The organism is Brucella rhizosphaerae, assembly GCF_002252475.1.
Classification (GTDB): Bacteria; Pseudomonadota; Alphaproteobacteria; order Rhizobiales; family Rhizobiaceae; genus Brucella; species Brucella rhizosphaerae.
Genome location: NZ_NNRK01000023.1, coordinates 55,067 through 73,046, shown reverse-complemented (window position 1 = coordinate 73,046; position 17,980 = coordinate 55,067). Strand labels below are relative to the sequence as shown.

Genomic DNA, 17,980 nt, shown 5'->3' with positions numbered 1-17,980 from the left:
CATGAACGAGAAACCCACTCTCCCCCACGTTTCCAGCGCATCGACGGCCCTATCGGCCGCACGCTTGCGCCAATATGCGCCGCTCGCCTTTCTCCTTGTCATGGTCGTGCTTATCTCAGCTTATTCACCTGGCTTCGCCAGCGTTAATACCGGGCTGATCCTGCTTGCTGACACAATGGCGTTGTTCACGCTTGCTGCTGGTTTGTCTTTTGTCATCGTTATTGGTGGTATTGATCTGAGCCTGCCTGCCGTGGCCTCGCTGGCAAGTGTGGTGACGGCGCTGCTTTTGCCCGAAGTTGGACTGCTGGCCTTTCCGCTGGCGCTTCTGTGCGGTGTTGCTGCTGGTCTTTTCAGTGGCCTAGTTCATGTGCGCCTGAAAATCCCGTCCTTCATTGCAACACTTGCAACCGGCGGCGTGGTCTCAGGCATAGCGCTTTATATTTCCAGGGCACGTAGCATTAGTATCAGCGCGGATGATCGCCCGATGCTTAACTGGATCGCTGGCGCAACATTTGGTGTTCCAAACATCATTCTGGTTGGACTGCTGATGTGCCTCATTGGCATATATATCCAGCGCTATACCCGGTTTGGTCGCTATTGCTATGCCATCGGTGCAGGCGAACCCGCTGCAATCGCCGCCGGCATCCATGTTGATCGCCAGAAAGTTTTAGCCTTCGCCTTGTCGGCACTCTTTGCGGCTGTTGCAGGCATTATGCTGGCTGCCCGCATGACAAGTGGCTCACCAACAGGTGCCAGCCAGTTGCTGCTACCAGCCATTGCAGCCGTTCTTGTGGGCGGGACACCAATCACTGGCGGGCTTGGTGGAGTTGGGCGCACGCTGGTTGGGGCACTTATCGTCTCTGTCGTGCGCATTGGCATGACATTTGTTGGCATCGACATCTTCGCTCAACAGATCGTCTTTGGTGCTGTTCTCATTCTCACCGTCGCCGTCACCATGGATCGCGACAATATCCTCATCGCAAAATAGGCAGCCTTGCGGCTGTATCGCAGGAGTTTTTATGGATCTGGAACTGAAGGGAAAGACGGCCGTCATCACCGGTGCGTCGGTCGGGATTGGTTTGGCTATTGCTGAGGGATTGGCTGCAGAAGGCGCGAACCTTGTGCTGGTTGCTCGCGGCAAGGAACGTGTGGAAGCAGAAGCACTGCGCATTGCCGAAAAGTATGGCGTCAATGCTGTGGGCGTTGCAGCCGATGTGGCGACCGTGGAAGGTACAGATGCCATAGTTTCTGCCGCGGCTAAGGCTGGTGGTGCCGATATTCTCATCAATAATGCTGGCACCGGTTCGAATGAAACCATCATGGATGCGCCGGATGAAAAATGGCAGTTTTATTGGGATCTCCATGTCATGGCCGCCGTGCGGCTTGCGCGCGGTCTGGTTCCACAGATGAAAGCCAAGGGTGGTGGCGTTGTGCTGCACAATGCTTCAATCTGTTCAGTCCAACCACTCTGGTATGAGCCGATCTACAATGTCACCAAGTCGGCCTTGATGATGTTCTCCAAGACGCTGTCGACTGAAGTTATTGGCGATAATATCCGTGTCAATTGCGTTAATCCCGGTCTTATCCTGACGCCTGACTGGGTGAAAACAGCCAAGCAGCTTACTGCCGACAAGGGCGGAAACTGGGAAGCCTATCTTCAGGATGTGGCGAACGAACATGCCGCTGCCAAACGTTTCGGCACACCGGAAGAACTGGCACATTTCTTTGTGTTCCTGTGCTCGTCTCGTGCAAGCTACAGCGTTGGTTCGACCTATTTTGTTGACGGCGGAATGCTGAAGTCCCTGTGACGGTTTTAGGAGGAATTAATCATGACTGATCATCAGGGCTTTAGCGGTGCTGTCGGTCGCTCCTATGGCGGGCCGGGACGTTATGTTCAGCGTGCAGGCGAGATTGATCGCTTGCACGAGCAGATGCAGGGTATTGGTAGCAATGCATTCATTCTGATCGACGGCTTCCTTTTCGATAGTTTCAGTGACCGTGTTTTGAAATCTGTGACGGCTGGCGGCATTGCAGGTCGGACTGAAAAGTTCGGTGGCGAATGCTGTACGGCGGAAATTGACCGGGTTACTGAACTGGCGCGCGCAGCCGGTGCCGATGTTGTGGTCGCTGTCGGTGGTGGTAAAACTATCGACACTGCCAAGCTTGCGGCAATTGCGAACAATGCCCGTATCGTTGTGGTGCCGACTATCGCATCAACAGATGCGCCATGCAGCGCAATCGCCGTTCGGTATAACGAGCATGGCGTCTATCAGGAATCACACCATTTGCCGCGTAATCCTGATCTCGTGATTGTTGATAGTGCGGTGGTTGTTGCGGCACCGGCGCGCTTTCTGGTGGCGGGCATGGGGGACGCGCTTTCAACCTGGTTTGAAGCCCGGTCAAATCTCGATTCCCGAAGCAGTAATTTTGTGCGCCCCGAGCTTCCTGCCCCGCTGGCCGGTATTGCGATTGCCAAGGCATGTCATGAAGTTCTCATGCGTGATGGTCTGGCTGCAAAGCTGGCAGCGGAGCGTGGTGCACTGACACAAGCCGTCGAGAATATCATTGAAGCCAATACGCTATTGAGTGGTCTGGGTTTTGAAAACTGCGCAGTTTCAGCAGCTCATGGCATTCACGATGGTCTGACGGTTCTGGATAACGTGCATGGCTTTTACCATGGCGAGAAAGTCGCCTTTGGCGTGCTTTGCCTGCTCATGCTTGAAGGTCGACCCTTGGCTGAGATTGAGACAATCGCACGCTTCTGTCGCTCTGTCGGGCTTCCAACCCGCCTTGCGGATTTAAATCTCGCAGACGCTACGAAAGAAGACATTGCGCGGGTTGCTGAAGCGGCATTGAAGCCCGGCTCCGTCACCTATCGCGTGGCTGTGCCTGTAACGGTCGAGATCGTGCGGGATGCGATTTTGGCGCTCGATGCATTCACGTCCAGCTTGAACTAAGGATTCTCTGCCTGGAGAACAACTCGCCGGAATTGCTCCTACAATTCCGGCATTTTTTATCAGATAGGTTGCATTTTTCGCATGTCGCTCAAAAGGCGTTTCATGCGATGAATGCGATCATGTTGATCTGTCGGCCGACGCATTGCAACGCTGGTGGAGAGAATGTCGATGACGACCAATGCGGCGATGCGTGAAATGGTCGGCGTGTACATATTGGTATTCTCAAGCGTTTCGACGATAAGCGAAACATCGCAATAGTTGGTGAGTGGCGAATCCGAGCCGGTCATTCCAATAACGGATGCGCCGTTTTCGCGGGCAATGCGGGCGATTTCGATAATGGACCGCGTTGTGCCGGTATTGGAAATGACGAAAGCCACTGCACCAGGTTTCATCATGGAAGCGACCATGAGTTGCTGGTGCGAGTCCAGTTCTGCGCCACAAGGTACGCCGAACAGCGGGAATTTCTGCTGTGCATCACGAGCGACAATTCCGGATGCGCCGAAACCGAAAAACACGATTGAATTGCATTGTGTCAGGATATCGATCGCCTTGTGAAGAGCGTCTTTATCCAGACGCGAGCGCGCCCAGTCGAGGCTTGTCATCGTATAGTCGAAAATCTTCTCTGCAACCACTTCAGGTTCGTCGGTTTCAACCAGAACAGAGTGTGTTGCAGGCGTGCCAAGCGCAAGACTTTGAGCGAGTCTGATTTTCAGGTCCTGAAAGCCCGAACAGCCGATGGCCGTCGCAAAACGTAAAACAGTTGGCTGGCTGACCTCTGCAAGCGTTGCGGTTTCGCTCACGGTTGCGTTCATGATGCGATGGGGATCGTCAAGTACGACGTCGGCTACTTTGCGATCTGACTTGCGTAGCTCGGACCGCATATTGCGGATGACTTCAATAATATTGCGACCATTCAGGCCACGCGTCTCAACGCGCCCATCAGTATCCATTCAAGCAATCCTTCTCGCGGCTCGTGGTCCGGGTCGCATTTTCAGTATGTTATAGCATCGATCTCAAAACCGGAATCGATTTTTGGCAAACACAATGCGTAAATTCAATAGGTTAGCGCGCGGCTCACCAAAGCAATTTCGCGACGTGCCCGGTGAATGCAAAGGTCGACGGTTGATTGCGCTGCGGCATCGATGGTTTCCGGTGCTTCGGTGTTGAAGTCAAACAGGCCATAATGATGGGCGACCAGATCGGTGGCACCTATATGCTTTGTAAGTGCAATTGCTTCTGCAAGTGTGAAGTTTCCGGGTACACCATTGTCGGAAAGTTCAGGACGGCGGCCATTCACGGGTAAAAGTGCGATATCGGGCTTGATGGCCGCAACTTCTGCTTCCAGCCCTTCATAAGGAATACAGTCGCCTGAATGCCATATGCGCAAGGCACCGCAATTGAAAACGTAGCCGAGGAATTTGTGATTTCCCTCAGCGTCCTGTTCCAGTGTTTCATGGGCGGCGCGGGTGGCAACTATTGTGATCGGACCAATTGAATAAGTTTCTCCGGCCTCGGTAAGCGCGATGCGCTCCGCGTTCACCCCTGAACGCAATAAGGCTTGTTCTTTCATTGCACGGGGCACAAGCAGCATTGCGTTTGGATTTTGCGTGAGAAGTGCAGGCAAAGTGCCCGGGTCCATGTGATCGGTATGCGCATGCGTACACGCCACCAGATCAACGAAAAGAATACCATCGGGTGAAACCGGTGGCGGCATCATGCGTGTGTGCGGACGCGCGGTAGCTTTATATTTTTCGGCCAGACTGTCGGAGAGATAGGGATCGATAACGATCCTCTTCTCGCTTGCTTCGAGCACGAAACCTGCTTGTCCCAACCAGAAAAGACGAATACCGGGTTGCGGCGGTTCACGCAGATATTCCTTCAAGGGAAGCGTTACGGCATTTTCCTGCAAACATCCCGGCATATCATGGCCCTTAGTTTTTAAGTGCAGCAATCAGATTATCCGCAGCGATTCTGGTTGCTCTGTCCACGCTTTCCGCAGTGAAGCCACCAATGTGGCTGGTCGCAATCACGGCAGGGTGCGCAGCGAGTTCGAGTGAAAGCGGGGGCTCCTGCTCGAACACGTCTGTTGCATAATTCGACAACTGACCGCTGTTCAGTGCCTCAATAATGGCTTTGTCATCAACCAGCTTTGCACGCGCCGTATTAACCAGAATAAGTCCCGGTTTTGCTGCCGCCAGTCGCTCTCGCGAGATCAATGTCGAGCCATCGCGCGGGGCCGGACAATGCAGCGTCAGGATATCGGCCTGAGCGATGATATCGTCTACTTCTGCAAAGCTGAACTTATCATCCGGCAGACCGAGATCAGGCTTGAGTGGGTCAAAGCCAAGCACCCTTGCGCCGACGGCTACCAGCATACGTGCAACTTCGCGACCAATGGCACCGCAACCAATGACACCCACAGTACGATCCCGAATTTCGATGCCACGCTGACGCGGCCAGCCACCGGCTTTGATGCCTGTGTCAGCTTGCGGGATCGAGCGCAGGGCACTGAAGATCAGACCGATAGCAAGTTCTGCAACGCCCAGCGAATTTGCACCCTCCGCAATCAGTACCTTGATACCGCGCTCATTGAGCAGTTCCACTGGCAGATTGTCGGTGCCGACACCATTGCGACTGATGGCTTTCAATGAACGTGCAGCTTCAATGACGCGAGGCGATACCGGTTCGACACCGGCAAGCCAGCCCGAAACATCTCCGATAAGGCGTACGAGTTCTTCTTCGTCGGGTGTTTTACCCGGCGAGGAATAGACAATTTCAAAGCCCGAATTGCGCAGGCTTTCAATATGCGGATGCGGTTCGGCTGTGAGCGAACGTGGTGTCACCAGAATACGCTGTCCCATCATCACCGTCCCGCTGCCTCGATAGCAATTTCGGAAATGCGGTCAAAAGCGGGGCCGCTCGTCGGAATATCGATATGGAAAACTTCCGCGATAACCTGCGTCCAGCCGTGAATGAAGTAGGTCCAGCCATCTACAACCTGTAGCGATTTTTCCTGTTCCTGCGTGCGCGCCTGATCAAGGAAAACCAGATTTCCACGATAATTCAGATCCCAGACGACCGATTTTTCCGGGAAGATAGCTGCGTTGGACAAAGGCGAACCGGGCGCATCCTTTCCAAGTCCGGTGGCGTTGATGATGAACGAGCCGGGCTTGAGGTTGCTCAAGACTGCGTCATTGTCTTTGGCTGTGGGAGCCAGAATATATTCCACAGGAACATCGCTTGCGACTTCCGCGTGAATGCGCTTGATTTCATCAAGACGATGCTGGCTGCGGTTGGAAACAATGATACGGCCCGGAACATTTTTGCCCCGCGACTGGCGCATCAAATGCCATGTTATGGCGATAGTCGAGCCGCCTGCACCCATCGAGAAAAGATCGGCGCCGGTGCGTTCGAAATAATCGGCACCAAGGAAACCATCAATCGCGAGCCCCGATGAAATGGGGTCTTTCGCATGACAGATGAGTTTGCCGTCTTTTTTGGAGATGCAGCTTGTTTCATCCATAAGCAGCGCATGCGGATCGATCACGTCGAACATATCACGGCAGGCGTGAAAGAGGTCGATCTTGTGCGTGGTGACGAGTGCACCCATGGAGAGCGGATCGTTGCGGATAAATTCAACCGCTTCCCGATAGGCTTCCGGCTCATCATGCAGCTTGAAATCGATGCCCTTGATGACGGCGTCCTTCAGGCCAAGATATTCTGCCCATGCCGGAAAAACCTTCATGATCGAGCTCTTGCCGGTGGTCACGCCGATAAAATAAAGTGTCGGCTGGGTTGCGGGCTGATACTTGCTCATGCGCGCTTCTCCAGGGCTTCTCGGGCCAGTTTCACGGCGCTGGCGGCATTTTTCCTTATGTCGTCAAAACGACCTTCACGAATGTCTTCCGTCTTGGCGATCCATGTGCCGCCAACCGCCACGACCTGTTTGATTGCAAGCCAGTCGCCGATTGTACCTTCGGTGACGCCACCTGTCGGAATGAAACGAACGCCGAGATGGGCAAAGGGTGCGGCGATTCCGGACAAGGCCTTCGGGCCACCGGCAATCCCTGCCGGGAAAAATTTAGCCAGTCGCACACCCTGAGCGGTGGCAAGTGTCAGGTCGGTCGGAGTCATGATGCCGGGGCAGAAAGGCAGTTTGGCTTTGGATGCAGCGTCCACGATACGCGGATCATAGCCGGGTGCCAGTCCAAAACGGGCACCACTTTGAATGGCTTTATCAAGATTGGCAGTGTCGAGGATTGTTCCAGCGCCGATGCACAGTTCCGGGCGTGCATCGCGGATTGCTGCGAGAACATCGGCAGCAGCTTCGGTGCGAAATGTGATTTCAGCAACCGGCAATCCGCCTTCGAGAAGTGCGTCCGCGAGAGGTACGGCATCTTCGACGCGCTCGATAGCGATAACAGGGACAACACCAAGGCTGGCGATAAGGTCAATAGGATTGCTCATGGCAATATCCTTCAGTTTGAATTGTCAGGCGATTGGTTCTCGTGTGCTCAGGCATATTCGCGCATGAGTGCATCAACGGTCGCGGCGTCGCGCGGCTTGTAATTAGGGTTTTCGATCAGCTTCCAGCCGCCTTCGGCTTTGGCAATCACACGATGGCGCATGCCGTTCGACTGCTCGATGATTCCATAGTCCTGTCCGCTGTCGGACGGATAAGCGAAGACCATCACGAGGTCTGTGTCGCCTGTATTGATGGAGCGGTGGATCCAGAATGGTGGCACATAACAGATGGTCTGCGCGGTAATTTCCACAATGCGGGTTTCACCGGCAGGCGATTCGAGCTGCATGAGGCCTGAGCCGCTTTGGCCGTAGTAAATCTCCGGGCGGTCAGCCTTGGCATGGATATGACCGCGCGTGAGGAAGAATTCATTTCCAACGCGGCCGGGATTCATGCGGGTGATGCCGTAAATCAGATCTCCGCTCTGGTTGCCGGGTTTGAAGTCTTCAACGTCGTAAACGACTGTTTCCCCATACGTTGCGCGAAGGGCTTCAAAAGCCTTTTCATCGCCATAAAGCCCGACGAGATCATTCAGGCGTTTTTCATAGCGGCCAGTATTACCGCTCATACCGCCATTTTTCGGGTCAACGACACTCGCTATAGGTTCGCGTAACATTCATTCCTCCATTTCGTAGTGAAATTACATAAAATATGATAAAAAGACAATCAAGTGGATAGTATCACATAAAAATCGTTGCAAATATGTCGTCAAATTTGTTGACGTGGAAATATTGTGTAATTATGCTACCCAAATACGAGATAAAATCGGTAGGAGCCGATTATTCACCAGGAGGAGAAACCCGCATGCAATCCTTGAAATCCGCCACGCTGAAATTGTCGTTGGCTATTGCCACGTCTTTTGTCGCGCTTGCTGCTGCGCAGGCAGCTGATTGTAAAATCGGCATTTCCATGAAGACGCTTGATGCGCCTTACTTTGCAGCACAGGAAGTTTCGGCGAAGAAGCGCGCTCAGGAGCTGGGTTGTGAAGTATTGACCGCTGACGGCCAGAACGATCTCAACAAGCAGGTCTCGGACGTTGAAGATATGGTTGCGCAGGGCATCAATGCTCTGATCATCAATCCACGTGACAGCAAGGGCCTTGTCCCTGCGGTTAACGCTGCGTCTGCCGCTGGCGTAAAGGTGTTTGTGGTTGATTCTACGCTTGATCCATCTGCAAATTTCGTAACCTTGGTCCAGTCTTCCAATGCAAATAACGGTCAGCTCGTCGGCCAGTGGCTTGCCAATCAGACCAAGGGCAAGGACCTCAAGATTGCTCTGATTTCCGGTGATAAGGGCAATGAAGTTGGCCAGGAGCGCCGCCTTGGTGTGCTTGCTGGACTGGTCGAAGGCCAATTGCGCAATGAAGGTCGTGTGCGCTTTGAGGTGGTCGGTCAGGGCTGGGGCATGTGGAATAATGAAGGTGGCCTGAAAGCCATGGAAGATCTTCTGACTGCAAACCCGGATATCAATGTTGTTCTGGGTGAAAACGACTCGATGGTTCTTGGTGCCCGTAAGGCTCTGGAGCAGTCCAATCAGCTGGATGGGGTCATTCTTCTTGCTGCAGCAGACGGTCAGAAGGAAGCCATGGCGATGATCAAGGAAGGCCAGTACGGCGCAACCGGCCTGAATGATCCAGCACTTGTTGCAGCCACGGCTGTCGATCTCGCCAAAAAGGCGATTGATGGCACCCTGCCTGCTGATACATCGAAGACGACTTATACGACCCCGGTCGCAATCACCAAAGACAATGTAGACAAGTATTACAAGCCGGACGCTGTGTTCTAAGAATATCCGCGTTCATAATGCAGCCAGTCTGGAAGTGAAGGGCTGGCTGCATTATGGGAATGTCCGAGGAGGCCGGAACAAACTGACGCCTGACGTCGGTGATGTTCACGAAGCTGGTTGTCATGCGACCATTTCGTTGGGGCTGAAATGCAATGCGGTGGAGCGTCCTGGATCGCTATGATCTGGAATGATTGAAATGGAAAATCTTGTAGAACTGACCGGCATAGCGAAGTCATTTGGCGGCGTTCATGCACTTCGTGGCGTAAATTTTGCGCTTCGTTCTGGCGAGGTTCATGCCTTGCTCGGTGAAAACGGTGCCGGCAAGTCCACACTGATGCGCGTACTCGGTGGTGAGTTTTCGCCTACTCGCGGCGAAGTCAAAGTCGCAGATGAACTACAGCATTTTCGCGGCCCCATGGATGCCATGTCCAAGGGCATCGCCGTTATCCATCAGGAAATGGCGCTGGCAACAGATTTGACCGTTGCTGAAAACATCTTCATGTGGATGCTGCCTTCAGTCATTTCCTGGCCGGAGCTTAACAAGCGCGCCAAAGAACTGATCACAAGCCTTGGTTTCTCCATTGCGCCAAACGCGATTGTTGGCGATCTACCGATCGCGCATCAGCAGGTTGTCGAGATTGCCAAGGCATTGTCGCGCAATGCGCAGGTCATGGTGTTTGACGAGCCGACCGCTGTGCTTTCCGCGCGCGATGCAAACCGTCTTCTTGATATTATTCGCAAGCTGCGCGAACGGGGCGTTGGCATTATCTATATCTCCCACAGACTTGACGAAGTATTCAGCATTGCTGATCGCATCACCATCATGAAGGATGGCGCTTCTGTCACGACGACAGAATGTGCATCCGTCACCATTGATGATGTTATCCGTCTGATGGTTGGACGCCCATTGAAGGCGCTTTTCGGTGAAGATGTGGAGCGCAAGGTTGGCGATGAAGTGCTGCGCCTTGAAGAACTCTCCGACGGTTCGCGCATAAAGGGTGTCTCGCTGACAGTCAGAGCCGGTGAGATTATTGGTCTTGGCGGGCTCGTCGGGGCAGGGCGTACGGAACTGATGCGGCTCGTTTTCGGTGCAGAACGCGCGAAATCAGGACGCATTTTCATTCATGGCAAGGAAAAGACAATCCGCAACCCGCGTGATGGCGTTAAAGCGGGCATTGGTCTTGTGCCTGAAAGCCGTAAGGATCAGGGTTTGATCCTTGACTTGCCGATCCGTGTGAATTCCACCATGGCAAAGCTTGCACCACTGGTAAACATGTTTGGTTTCGTGAAAGCACGTGATGAGCGTGCTGTCGTTGAAACGCTGTCAAAACGTCTGCGCCTCAAAGCGGGCAGCATCGAAGACCCGGCATCGAGCCTTTCTGGCGGCAATCAGCAGAAAGTCGTTCTTGCCAAGTGGTTCCATGCCGATGGAGATGTGCTGATTTTCGACGAGCCGACACGCGGTGTTGATGTGGGCGCAAAAACAGAAATCTACTCACTGATCAAATCGCTTGCGGCTGAAGGCCGGGCGGTTGTGGTGATCTCCTCCGAGCATCTTGAGCTTTTCGGTCTGTGCGACCGCATTCTGGTCATGCGCGAAGGTGCTGTGACCGGCTCATTGCAGCCCGAGGAATATTCCGAAGAAAATTTGCTGAAGCTTGCCATGGTCAATACGGCCAGCACCGAGCCTTCTGCATTAGCTAATTGATTGGGTAAAACCGTGACCGAAGTTGTTGAAACACCGAAGAAGACTTTCAATGCCGGAGCTCTCCTCAATCGTTACGGCACTGTTGCCATTCTGATTGCAGTTCTGATTGTGGCTACTTCATTGTCGAATGTGTTCCTCACAGAACGCAACATCATGAACGTGCTGCGTCAGGTGGCAGGCCCAAGCCTTATGGCTGTCGGTATGCTGTTCGTTATTCTGACACGAGGTATTGACCTCTCGGTCGGCTCTGTTGCGGCACTCGGCAGTGTTCTGTCAGCAATCCTCATTCAGCAATATGGAACAGGGATGGCCATCGGCGGTGTATTGCTGGCCGGAGCGGCTTGTGGTCTGGTTTCGGGTGTTCTGGTTGCCTATCTCAAGCTGCCGCCTTTTGTGACCACACTTGCGGTTATGACCATTGCACGTGGCCTTTCCTTCATTTTCTCATCGGGTCAGCCGATCATGATGGGGGACGCTGGTGCATCGGTTTCAGCATTTGGTTCCGGCACGCTTGGCAATGTTCCCTATCCGGTTGTCCTGATGATCGTTGTCTTTCTGATCGCCGGTGCAGTACTGACCTTCACGCGCTTTGGTCGTCTGGTGAAGGCTATCGGCTCCAATTCCGAAGCAGTACGCCTGTCGGGTATTTCGGTCTCTTATTATACGCTCTCAGTCTACGTAATCTCTGGCGTACTGGCTGCCGCTGCCGGTATCATCTCGACGAGCCGTACCGGTATCGGTTCAGCCAATATCAGCGTTGGTGCCGAACTTGATGCAATCGCCGCCGTTGTTATCGGCGGTGCAAGCCTCATGGGTGGTCGTGGCGGTGCATTCAACACCTTTATCGGCGTGATCATTCTTGGCATTATCGCTAATATGATGAACCTCGCCCGCGTTCCGGGCTATCATCAGCAGGTCTTCATGGGCTGCATCATCATCGGCGCGATGCTCTTGCAATATGCATCAACCTGGCTGCGCAAGAACTGAACCAAGATAAATCCTCTCCAAACTTGATGACGTGTTCCATGCCAAATGAACTCTCACTTGCAATCGACGTCGGAACGGGCAGCGTACGCGCTGCCCTTATGGACTGCCGTGGCAATGTAGTCGCCGTTGCTGCGCGTGAACACGAGCAGATTGTGCCGCAATTTGGCTGGTCGGAACAGCGTCCGGCAGACTGGTGGCAGGGTGTTGCAGCATCGATCCGAGATGTGCTGGACAAGGTTCCAGATGCTCGCGACAGGATCGTAGCCGTTGCCGCGTGTGGGCAGATGCATGGCACCGTTCTGGTTGGCGATAAGGGTGAGTTGGTACGCGACACCGCACCTTTGTGGAATGATAAGCGCACTGTTGATTATGTGACAGCCTTTGAAGCCAAACACCGCCCGGCGGAATATCTGGAACACAGCGCCAATCCGGCAGCGCCGTCCTGGCCGGGTTTCAAGTTGCAATGGCTGCGCGATCATGATGCGCAGGCTTTTGCGCGCACTGCCGCCGTGCTGATGCCGAAGGATTACATCAATCTCAAGCTCACTGGCGAAATCGCGATGGACCGTAATGATGGTGGCGCAAGCTTTCTCATGGACCCGCGCACTGGCGACTGGTCGCAGCATATGGTCGATCTGCTTGGGCTGGATCGCAAGCAACTGGCACCGCTGCGCAATCCGACAGAAATCCTCGGCAACATAACGGCGGAAGCTGCTCGCGAAACGGGCCTTCGTGAAGGAACACCAGTTCTGGTTGGCGGTGCGGATTATCCTGTTGCGTTGCTTGGCTCTGGCGTTTGCCGTCCGGGTGTCGGCTCAGAAGTGATGGGAACGTCAGCAATCATCACCGCAATCACTGATAAGCCGCTGCTTGATGCCTCTGTCTGTAATGTCGGGACCGTGGAAGGCAACTGGGGCGCGTTCATGCTGCTTGAATCTGGCGGCGATGCGATGCGTTGGGCGCGCCGTGCTTTCCATGACAAGCAGGTTTCCTATGAGGAAATCGTGGCGAAAGCTGCGGAAGCGCCAGCCGGTTCTGAGCGTCTGTTCTTCATGCCTTATCTGGCAGGTGAACGTCTTGGCGAGCACCGCAACGCGCGCGCGCAATATTTCGGTATCGGTGCGGCGCACGGCATTTCGCATCTGCACCGTTCGGTGCTGGAAGGCGTGGCCTTCGCCGTCAAACGGCATATCAATGTTCTCGATAGCATTTCCGGCTCCAAGCTTGAGCACGTAATCGCTTCCGGCGGTGGTGCGAAGACGGAACTGTGGCTGAAAATCAAGGCCAGCGTCTATGGCATTCCGATCCTTGTGCCGAAGGAAGCAGAATGTGGTTTGGTGGGCTGTGCGATCATGACGGCAGCGGCCACGGGGCGTTATTCGACGGTTGAAGATGCTGCGGACGCGCTTGTGCATTATTCGGCGGAAATTGAACCAGATCCACGCTGGGCAGAAATCTATGCGCCGATGCAGGCCTTCTTTGAGAAGCTGTATACGCATAGCCAGTCACTCTATGATGATCTCGACAGGTTGCCGCAATGAGTTCGCATGCCGTTCTTTTTGATATGGATGGAACGCTCGTTGACAGCGAGCCATTGCATTATGAAACGCTTCTTGAGGCTATCGCAGCTTTTTCGGGCACGGTGCCAGATGATTTCGAAAACCGTGTAACCGGCACAACTATTGCTGATTGTCACGCCATGCTACGCAATGAGACTGGCTTTACTGCCAATCTTGATGCCTTCGTCAAAGCGAAATATGCGGCCTATATAGACGGAGCTATCCGACTGAAACTGCGTCCGGGTGCAGCGGAAGTGCTGGCCTATCTCGAAAAGGCGGGCGTCCCTTACGCTATTGTTTCCAATTCAGATCGTATGCTTGTGGATGCAAATCTGCGTGCTGTTGGCCTTCAGCGGCCTGATTTTATCAGTGTGTCGCGTAATGATGTGCGCGAAGGCAAGCCAGCGGCAGAACCGTATCTGCGCGGCGCTTATCTGCTTGGTGTTGAGCCATCACATTGCATTGTTGTCGAAGACAGCGTGCCGGGTGCACGCGCCGGCCTTGCGGCAGACATGACCGTTATCGGTTGGCCAGAGCCGCACCGCACCGATCTCACTTTCCCGGATGGCGTTGTGATCGCCGATCCCGAAGACCTTCTTTCCAGTTTGCAGTCGCTCTTAAGCGCGGCTGCCCAATAGCAAGTCAGACAAGGATAGCATTTCCATGTTTCTCGAAAAGTTCAGAATTGACGGCAAGATTGCAGTCGTCACGGGTGCCGCACGCGGTATCGGTCTTTCTGCCTCTGAGGCACTGGCCGAGGCTGGCGCTAAGGTGATCCTCACCGATATGAGCCAGGAACTGCTGGACAAAGCCCTGGCTGAACTGTCTGCCAAGGGCTACAGCGTCGAAGGCGAATTGCTGGACGTCACCGATGTTGAAGGTGTTCAGCGTGTGCATGATGCGGTTGTCGCACGCCATGGCCGCGTTGATATTCTCGTCAACAATGCCGGGATCGCGATCAGCAATCATCCAGCCGAAACCATGGCAGACAACATCTGGAACAAGGTTATTGACGTTAATCTCAATGGCGTATTCTGGTGCTGTCGCGCATTTGGTAAGACGATGCTTGAAAATGGGTCAGGCAACATCGTCAATGTTGGATCCATGTCCGGTTTCATTGTGAACCGTCCGCAGGAACAGGCCAACTACAACGCATCCAAGGCCGCAGTGCATCATCTGACGCGCTCTCTGGCCGCTGAATGGGGCGCACGTGGCGTTCGCGTTAATTCGGTCGCGCCGACCTATATCGACACAGAAATGAACAAATACGTTTATGAGGATCCGGAAATGTATCGTCATTGGGTTGGCGGCACTCCAATGAACCGGCTCGGACGCACGGATGAAGTCGCATCCGTCATTCTGTTCCTTGCGAGCGATGCATCAAGCCTCATGACCGGCTCGATTGTACTGGCCGATGGAGGCTATGTATGCTGGTAAGTGCTGCTTCAACCATGCGCGGCGCACGTTTTCCGGGCCGTTACATTCAAGGTGCAGGCGTCATTGGCCGCCTGGGCGAAGAAGCTTCGGGCTTTGGCGACAAGGCTGTGGTGCTTTTAGACAATGGTATTTTCGATATACTGAAGCCAAAGGTTGATGCCGCTTTTGCATCTGGCCCGGAAGTACGCATCGTGCGCCATGGCGGCGAATGCTCGGAAAGTCAGATTGCGGCTCTGGTTGCCCACGCCCGTGACGCAGGCGCGAAAGTCGTCATCGGTGTTGGTGGTGGCAAGGCGCTTGATACGGCAAAAGCTGCCGCACGCGACCTTGGGCTTCCGTCGATCATTTTCCCGACAATTGCTGCATCTGATGCTCCGTGCAGTGCTTTGGCTGTTGTCTATAACGATGATGGCTCCGTGGCTTATGACACGTTCCTGCCAGGCAACCCCAATCTGGTTCTGGTGGATACGGCGCTGATTGCACAAGCGCCGGCGCGGTTCCTTGCAGCCGGTATTGGTGATGCACTTGCAACTTTTTATGAGGCTGACTCCTGCCGTCAGTCGGGCGCATTCAACTGCATGAAAATGCAGGGTGTAAGCCTTGCCTATGAAGTCGCGCGCTTCTGCCGCGATACCATCTTCGAGTTTGGTGCAGCCTCACTTGCGGAATGCGATGCCAAACAGGCTGGCCCTGCGATGGAGCGCGTGATCGAAGCAAACATTCTGCTTTCCGGTATTGGTTTCGAGTCCGGTGGCGTTGCAGCGGCACACGCTATCCATCATGGGCTGTGCGAACTCGACGATGTTCATCATCATCTGCATGGTGAAAAAGTTGCCATCGGAGTTCTGGCAGGCCTAAAGCTGCATGGCGCTGAAGAAGAGTTTCAGAAAGTGCGCGAATTTTGTCTTTCCGTGCGTCTGCCGACCAGCCTTGCCGATATCGGCATTGAAAACGCGACCGACGAAAAGCTCGAAATCGTTGCAAAGCGCGCCTGCCGGGCAGGTGAAATCATTCACAATGAGCCGATCAAGGTCACGCCGGACATGGTTGTCGCTGCATTGAAGCAGCTGATCTGAGTTTTATAGTATTTACTGGGAGGATATTATGCAGAACGTCATTTCGTCTTTCGCCAAGGACTTGTTTGCGGGAAAGCGCGTGCTGGTTTCGGGTGCTACGAGCGGTATCGGCCTTGAAATGGCGCGTGGTTTCGCGGCACTTGGTGCGTCAGTTGCTGCAAGTGGCAGCTCCGTCACCAAGATCGAAAAGGCTGTGAAGGACGAGGCCAATAAGGGCATTGAGTTCTATGAACTTGACGTTCGCAGCAATGACGATGCCATTGCATTCATGGCCAAACAGCCGCGCATCGATGTGCTGATCAATGCACAAGGTGTTGCACGGGATCAGACGGAGTGGGAAAATGACGTATTCAACGATGTCATGGATATCAATCTGAACAGCGTGTTCCGTCTGACAATGGCCGCATACCCAAAGCTAAAGGAAAGCAAGGGTTCGGTAATAGCGGTGGCATCTATGCTCAGCTATCTTGCGGATGCCGGGGTTCCTGCTTACACGGCCAGCAAGACTGGCATTCTCGGCCTGACGCGTGTTCTGGCGCATAAGTTTGGCCCGGATGGCGTGCGTGTCAACGCAATCGGGCCGGGCTATCACCGCACCGACATGACGCGCGCTTTGTGGGAAAATCCGGCGACAGAACAACCCATTGCGCAGCGTTCAGCGCTGAAGCGCTGGGGCGAGGCTGAAGATCTTGTAGGTGCTGCATTGTTCCTTGCTTCGCCTGCAGCCAGCTTCATCACCGGTGTTACCCTGCCAGTCGATGGTGGTTTCCACAGCGGTTGATCGTTGCTGACTGAGTAGAAAAATACGCGGTTGGATTTTCGCTGTGCGGGAACCCAATCGCGTATTCTTATAATGCGGTCGCCTCAGTTTATGAACCGCGGCAATATGCGGTCTGACGTTCAATGAGCTTGAAGCCCACATCCACCAGCGATGGAGCAAGAGATTGGGTGTCTGCATCGCCTTTATCAAAAACATTGAGCAGTAATTCGCCTGTTTTGACACCGATTCCGACGGCATCGACGCGTATGGTCGTGATTGCCGGAACCGACTGGCGTGCAATATCGAAGTCACCGAAGCCCATCAGAGACAATTGTTCAGGCACCTTGATGCCACGGCGATGACATTCCATCAGTGCGCCGAAAGCAGAAATATCTGATACGGCGAATACGGCCTCTACATCTGGTGCGCGCTCCAGCAGGGTCGATATGGTTCGTGCGCCGTGATCATGCGACACAGGTGCCGTTCCTTCCCGCACAATCAGCTGGTCACTCACGCCTGCTTCGCGCAACACAGAGGCAAAACCCATCAATCGGCTTTCGCCACGCAAGTCGATAGCGTCGGCATCTGTTCGTGAGCCGAGCGCACCAATGCGCCTGTGGCCGAGCGATAGCAGATATCGCGCGGCGGAGCGTCCCACTTCATAGTTGGAAAACCCAACCGAGTGGTCAATCGGCTTGTCAGGCTTGCCCCATATTTCAACGATAGGAATATCGGCGCGCAGCAGCATTTCCGTGGCCGCCTTTGTGTGAACCGTGCCTGCCACGACAATCGCGTCGGGGCGTCGCTCAAGCATGGCGCGAATAATGCGTTCTTCTTCCTCCAGCTTGTACATCGTGAAACCGATCAGCAGCTGATAGCCTTTGGGCCGCAGGGATTCTGCAAGTCCCTGAGCGGTATCGGCGAAGTTGGAATTCGTCAGCGTTGGCAAGATTGCGGTGATGAAGTTGGTGCGTCGTGAAGAGAGGCTGCCAGCAACCCGATCCGGAACGTAACTCAGCTGTTCGATGGCTTCCATCACCCGCTTGCGGGTGGCTTCAGACACCAGTTCCGGGTCTGCGAGAACACGCGATACAGTCATTTGCGATACGCCCGCGAGGCGGGAAACGTCTCGCATGGTTGCTTTTCTTGCGGGCGAGGTGATCATGCAAAGTCCTGTCTGATCGGTTGG

At 54.2% G+C, this 17,980-nt stretch carries 18 protein-coding genes; 11 read left to right on the top strand and 7 right to left on the bottom strand.

What is annotated here, in order from left to right:
• Position 1 precedes the first annotated feature (1 nt).
• Genes CEV32_RS07010 through CEV32_RS07000 form a run of 3 tightly spaced genes read left to right on the top strand, consistent with a single transcriptional unit; the run spans position 2 to position 2,957 of the window.
• Positions 2-988, top strand: a complete 987-nt coding sequence (locus CEV32_RS07010) for an ABC transporter permease (protein WP_094575591.1) — start codon at positions 2-4, stop codon at positions 986-988.
• A gap of 31 nt (positions 989-1,019) precedes the next feature.
• Positions 1,020-1,808 (top strand): SDR family NAD(P)-dependent oxidoreductase, encoded by a 789-nt coding sequence (locus CEV32_RS07005; RefSeq protein ID WP_094575589.1) that lies wholly within the window; start codon positions 1,020-1,022, stop codon positions 1,806-1,808.
• Positions 1,809-1,829: 21 nt separating this feature from the next.
• Complete coding sequence (locus tag CEV32_RS07000; protein WP_094575587.1) at positions 1,830-2,957, top strand: glycerol dehydrogenase; 1,128 nt, start codon at positions 1,830-1,832, stop codon at positions 2,955-2,957.
• A 59-nt stretch (positions 2,958-3,016) separates the two neighbouring features.
• Here CEV32_RS07000 and CEV32_RS06995 read toward each other — a convergent pair whose 3' ends face one another.
• From CEV32_RS06995 to CEV32_RS06970, 6 genes are all read right to left on the bottom strand, one after another.
• A complete protein-coding gene (locus CEV32_RS06995; RefSeq protein ID WP_094575586.1) occupies positions 3,017-3,907 on the bottom strand; it encodes an SIS domain-containing protein in 891 nt (296 codons plus the stop codon).
• Between the two features lie 104 nt (positions 3,908-4,011).
• A complete protein-coding gene (locus CEV32_RS06990; RefSeq protein ID WP_094575677.1) occupies positions 4,012-4,878 on the bottom strand; it encodes an MBL fold metallo-hydrolase in 867 nt (288 codons plus the stop codon).
• 10 nt (positions 4,879-4,888) lie between these two features.
• Positions 4,889-5,821: a phosphoglycerate dehydrogenase gene (locus CEV32_RS06985; RefSeq protein WP_094575584.1), complete on the bottom strand. Its 933-nt coding sequence runs from the start codon at positions 5,819-5,821 to the stop codon at positions 4,889-4,891.
• Positions 5,821-6,774, bottom strand: coding sequence for a shikimate dehydrogenase family protein (locus CEV32_RS06980; RefSeq protein ID WP_094575583.1), 954 nt, complete (start codon positions 6,772-6,774; stop codon positions 5,821-5,823). Before CEV32_RS06980 ends, CEV32_RS06985 begins: the two co-directional genes overlap by 1 nt.
• The gene (eda, locus tag CEV32_RS06975) at positions 6,771-7,424 is read right to left on the bottom strand and encodes a bifunctional 4-hydroxy-2-oxoglutarate aldolase/2-dehydro-3-deoxy-phosphogluconate aldolase (RefSeq protein WP_094575581.1); all 654 of its coding nucleotides are present in this window, start codon (positions 7,422-7,424) and stop codon (positions 6,771-6,773) included. The genes CEV32_RS06980 and eda overlap by 4 nt, the downstream gene beginning before the upstream one ends.
• Before the next feature lie 47 nt (positions 7,425-7,471).
• Positions 7,472-8,095, bottom strand: coding sequence for a glucose-6-phosphate isomerase (locus tag CEV32_RS06970; protein ID WP_094575579.1), 624 nt, complete (start codon positions 8,093-8,095; stop codon positions 7,472-7,474).
• A 188-nt stretch (positions 8,096-8,283) separates the two neighbouring features.
• On the opposite strand from CEV32_RS06970, the gene CEV32_RS06965 reads away from it, so the two are divergent.
• The 8 genes from CEV32_RS06965 to CEV32_RS06930 all read left to right on the top strand — a co-directional run bounded on the left by CEV32_RS06965 (position 8,284) and on the right by CEV32_RS06930 (position 16,812).
• Complete coding sequence (locus tag CEV32_RS06965) at positions 8,284-9,264, top strand: sugar ABC transporter substrate-binding protein (protein WP_094575577.1); 981 nt, start codon at positions 8,284-8,286, stop codon at positions 9,262-9,264.
• Positions 9,265-9,460: 196 nt separating this feature from the next.
• Positions 9,461-10,972: a sugar ABC transporter ATP-binding protein gene (locus CEV32_RS06960; RefSeq protein ID WP_167382759.1), complete on the top strand. Its 1,512-nt coding sequence runs from the start codon at positions 9,461-9,463 to the stop codon at positions 10,970-10,972.
• A 12-nt stretch (positions 10,973-10,984) separates the two neighbouring features.
• The gene (locus CEV32_RS06955; RefSeq protein ID WP_235818754.1) at positions 10,985-11,959 is read left to right on the top strand and encodes an ABC transporter permease; all 975 of its coding nucleotides are present in this window, start codon (positions 10,985-10,987) and stop codon (positions 11,957-11,959) included.
• 38 nt (positions 11,960-11,997) lie between these two features.
• Positions 11,998-13,500: a xylulokinase gene (locus CEV32_RS06950; RefSeq protein ID WP_094575571.1), complete on the top strand. Its 1,503-nt coding sequence runs from the start codon at positions 11,998-12,000 to the stop codon at positions 13,498-13,500.
• A complete protein-coding gene (locus CEV32_RS06945) occupies positions 13,497-14,156 on the top strand; it encodes an HAD family hydrolase (protein ID WP_094575569.1) in 660 nt (219 codons plus the stop codon). The genes CEV32_RS06950 and CEV32_RS06945 overlap by 4 nt, the downstream gene beginning before the upstream one ends.
• A gap of 25 nt (positions 14,157-14,181) precedes the next feature.
• Positions 14,182-14,955: an SDR family NAD(P)-dependent oxidoreductase gene (locus tag CEV32_RS06940; RefSeq protein ID WP_094575567.1), complete on the top strand. Its 774-nt coding sequence runs from the start codon at positions 14,182-14,184 to the stop codon at positions 14,953-14,955.
• Complete coding sequence (locus CEV32_RS06935; protein ID WP_094575565.1) at positions 14,946-16,031, top strand: glycerol dehydrogenase; 1,086 nt, start codon at positions 14,946-14,948, stop codon at positions 16,029-16,031. The genes CEV32_RS06940 and CEV32_RS06935 overlap by 10 nt, the downstream gene beginning before the upstream one ends.
• Before the next feature lie 28 nt (positions 16,032-16,059).
• Positions 16,060-16,812, top strand: a complete 753-nt coding sequence (locus tag CEV32_RS06930; protein ID WP_094575563.1) for an SDR family NAD(P)-dependent oxidoreductase — start codon at positions 16,060-16,062, stop codon at positions 16,810-16,812.
• Positions 16,813-16,900: 88 nt separating this feature from the next.
• Here the strand turns inward: CEV32_RS06930 and CEV32_RS06925 are convergent, their stop codons facing one another.
• Positions 16,901-17,926, bottom strand: a complete 1,026-nt coding sequence (locus CEV32_RS06925; RefSeq protein ID WP_094575675.1) for a LacI family DNA-binding transcriptional regulator — start codon at positions 17,924-17,926, stop codon at positions 16,901-16,903.
• Between the last annotated feature and the right edge of the window lie 54 nt (positions 17,927-17,980).

What these genes read in the sequence shown, in the direction of transcription:
- CEV32_RS06960 (WP_167382759.1), top strand. Translation starts at nt 9,461, where the DNA reads ATGGAAAATCTTGTAGAACTGACCGGCATAGCGAAGTCATTTGGCGGC.
- CEV32_RS06950 (WP_094575571.1), top strand. Translation starts at nt 11,998, where the DNA reads ATGCCAAATGAACTCTCACTTGCAATCGACGTCGGAACGGGCAGCGTA.
- CEV32_RS06940 (WP_094575567.1), top strand. Translation starts at nt 14,182, where the DNA reads ATGTTTCTCGAAAAGTTCAGAATTGACGGCAAGATTGCAGTCGTCACG.
- CEV32_RS06965 (WP_094575577.1), top strand. Translation starts at nt 8,284, where the DNA reads ATGCAATCCTTGAAATCCGCCACGCTGAAATTGTCGTTGGCTATTGCC.
- CEV32_RS06925 (WP_094575675.1), bottom strand. Translation starts at nt 17,926, where the DNA reads ATGCGAGACGTTTCCCGCCTCGCGGGCGTATCGCAAATGACTGTATCG.
- CEV32_RS07000 (WP_094575587.1), top strand. Translation starts at nt 1,830, where the DNA reads ATGACTGATCATCAGGGCTTTAGCGGTGCTGTCGGTCGCTCCTATGGC.
- eda (WP_094575581.1), bottom strand. Translation starts at nt 7,424, where the DNA reads ATGAGCAATCCTATTGACCTTATCGCCAGCCTTGGTGTTGTCCCTGTT.
- CEV32_RS06995 (WP_094575586.1), bottom strand. Translation starts at nt 3,907, where the DNA reads ATGGATACTGATGGGCGCGTTGAGACGCGTGGCCTGAATGGTCGCAAT.
- CEV32_RS06970 (WP_094575579.1), bottom strand. Translation starts at nt 8,095, where the DNA reads ATGTTACGCGAACCTATAGCGAGTGTCGTTGACCCGAAAAATGGCGGT.
- CEV32_RS06930 (WP_094575563.1), top strand. Translation starts at nt 16,060, where the DNA reads ATGCAGAACGTCATTTCGTCTTTCGCCAAGGACTTGTTTGCGGGAAAG.
- CEV32_RS06945 (WP_094575569.1), top strand. Translation starts at nt 13,497, where the DNA reads ATGAGTTCGCATGCCGTTCTTTTTGATATGGATGGAACGCTCGTTGAC.
- CEV32_RS06935 (WP_094575565.1), top strand. Translation starts at nt 14,946, where the DNA reads ATGCTGGTAAGTGCTGCTTCAACCATGCGCGGCGCACGTTTTCCGGGC.
- CEV32_RS06990 (WP_094575677.1), bottom strand. Translation starts at nt 4,878, where the DNA reads ATGCCGGGATGTTTGCAGGAAAATGCCGTAACGCTTCCCTTGAAGGAA.
- CEV32_RS07010 (WP_094575591.1), top strand. Translation starts at nt 2, where the DNA reads ATGAACGAGAAACCCACTCTCCCCCACGTTTCCAGCGCATCGACGGCC.
- CEV32_RS06980 (WP_094575583.1), bottom strand. Translation starts at nt 6,774, where the DNA reads ATGAGCAAGTATCAGCCCGCAACCCAGCCGACACTTTATTTTATCGGC.
- CEV32_RS06985 (WP_094575584.1), bottom strand. Translation starts at nt 5,821, where the DNA reads ATGATGGGACAGCGTATTCTGGTGACACCACGTTCGCTCACAGCCGAA.
- CEV32_RS07005 (WP_094575589.1), top strand. Translation starts at nt 1,020, where the DNA reads ATGGATCTGGAACTGAAGGGAAAGACGGCCGTCATCACCGGTGCGTCG.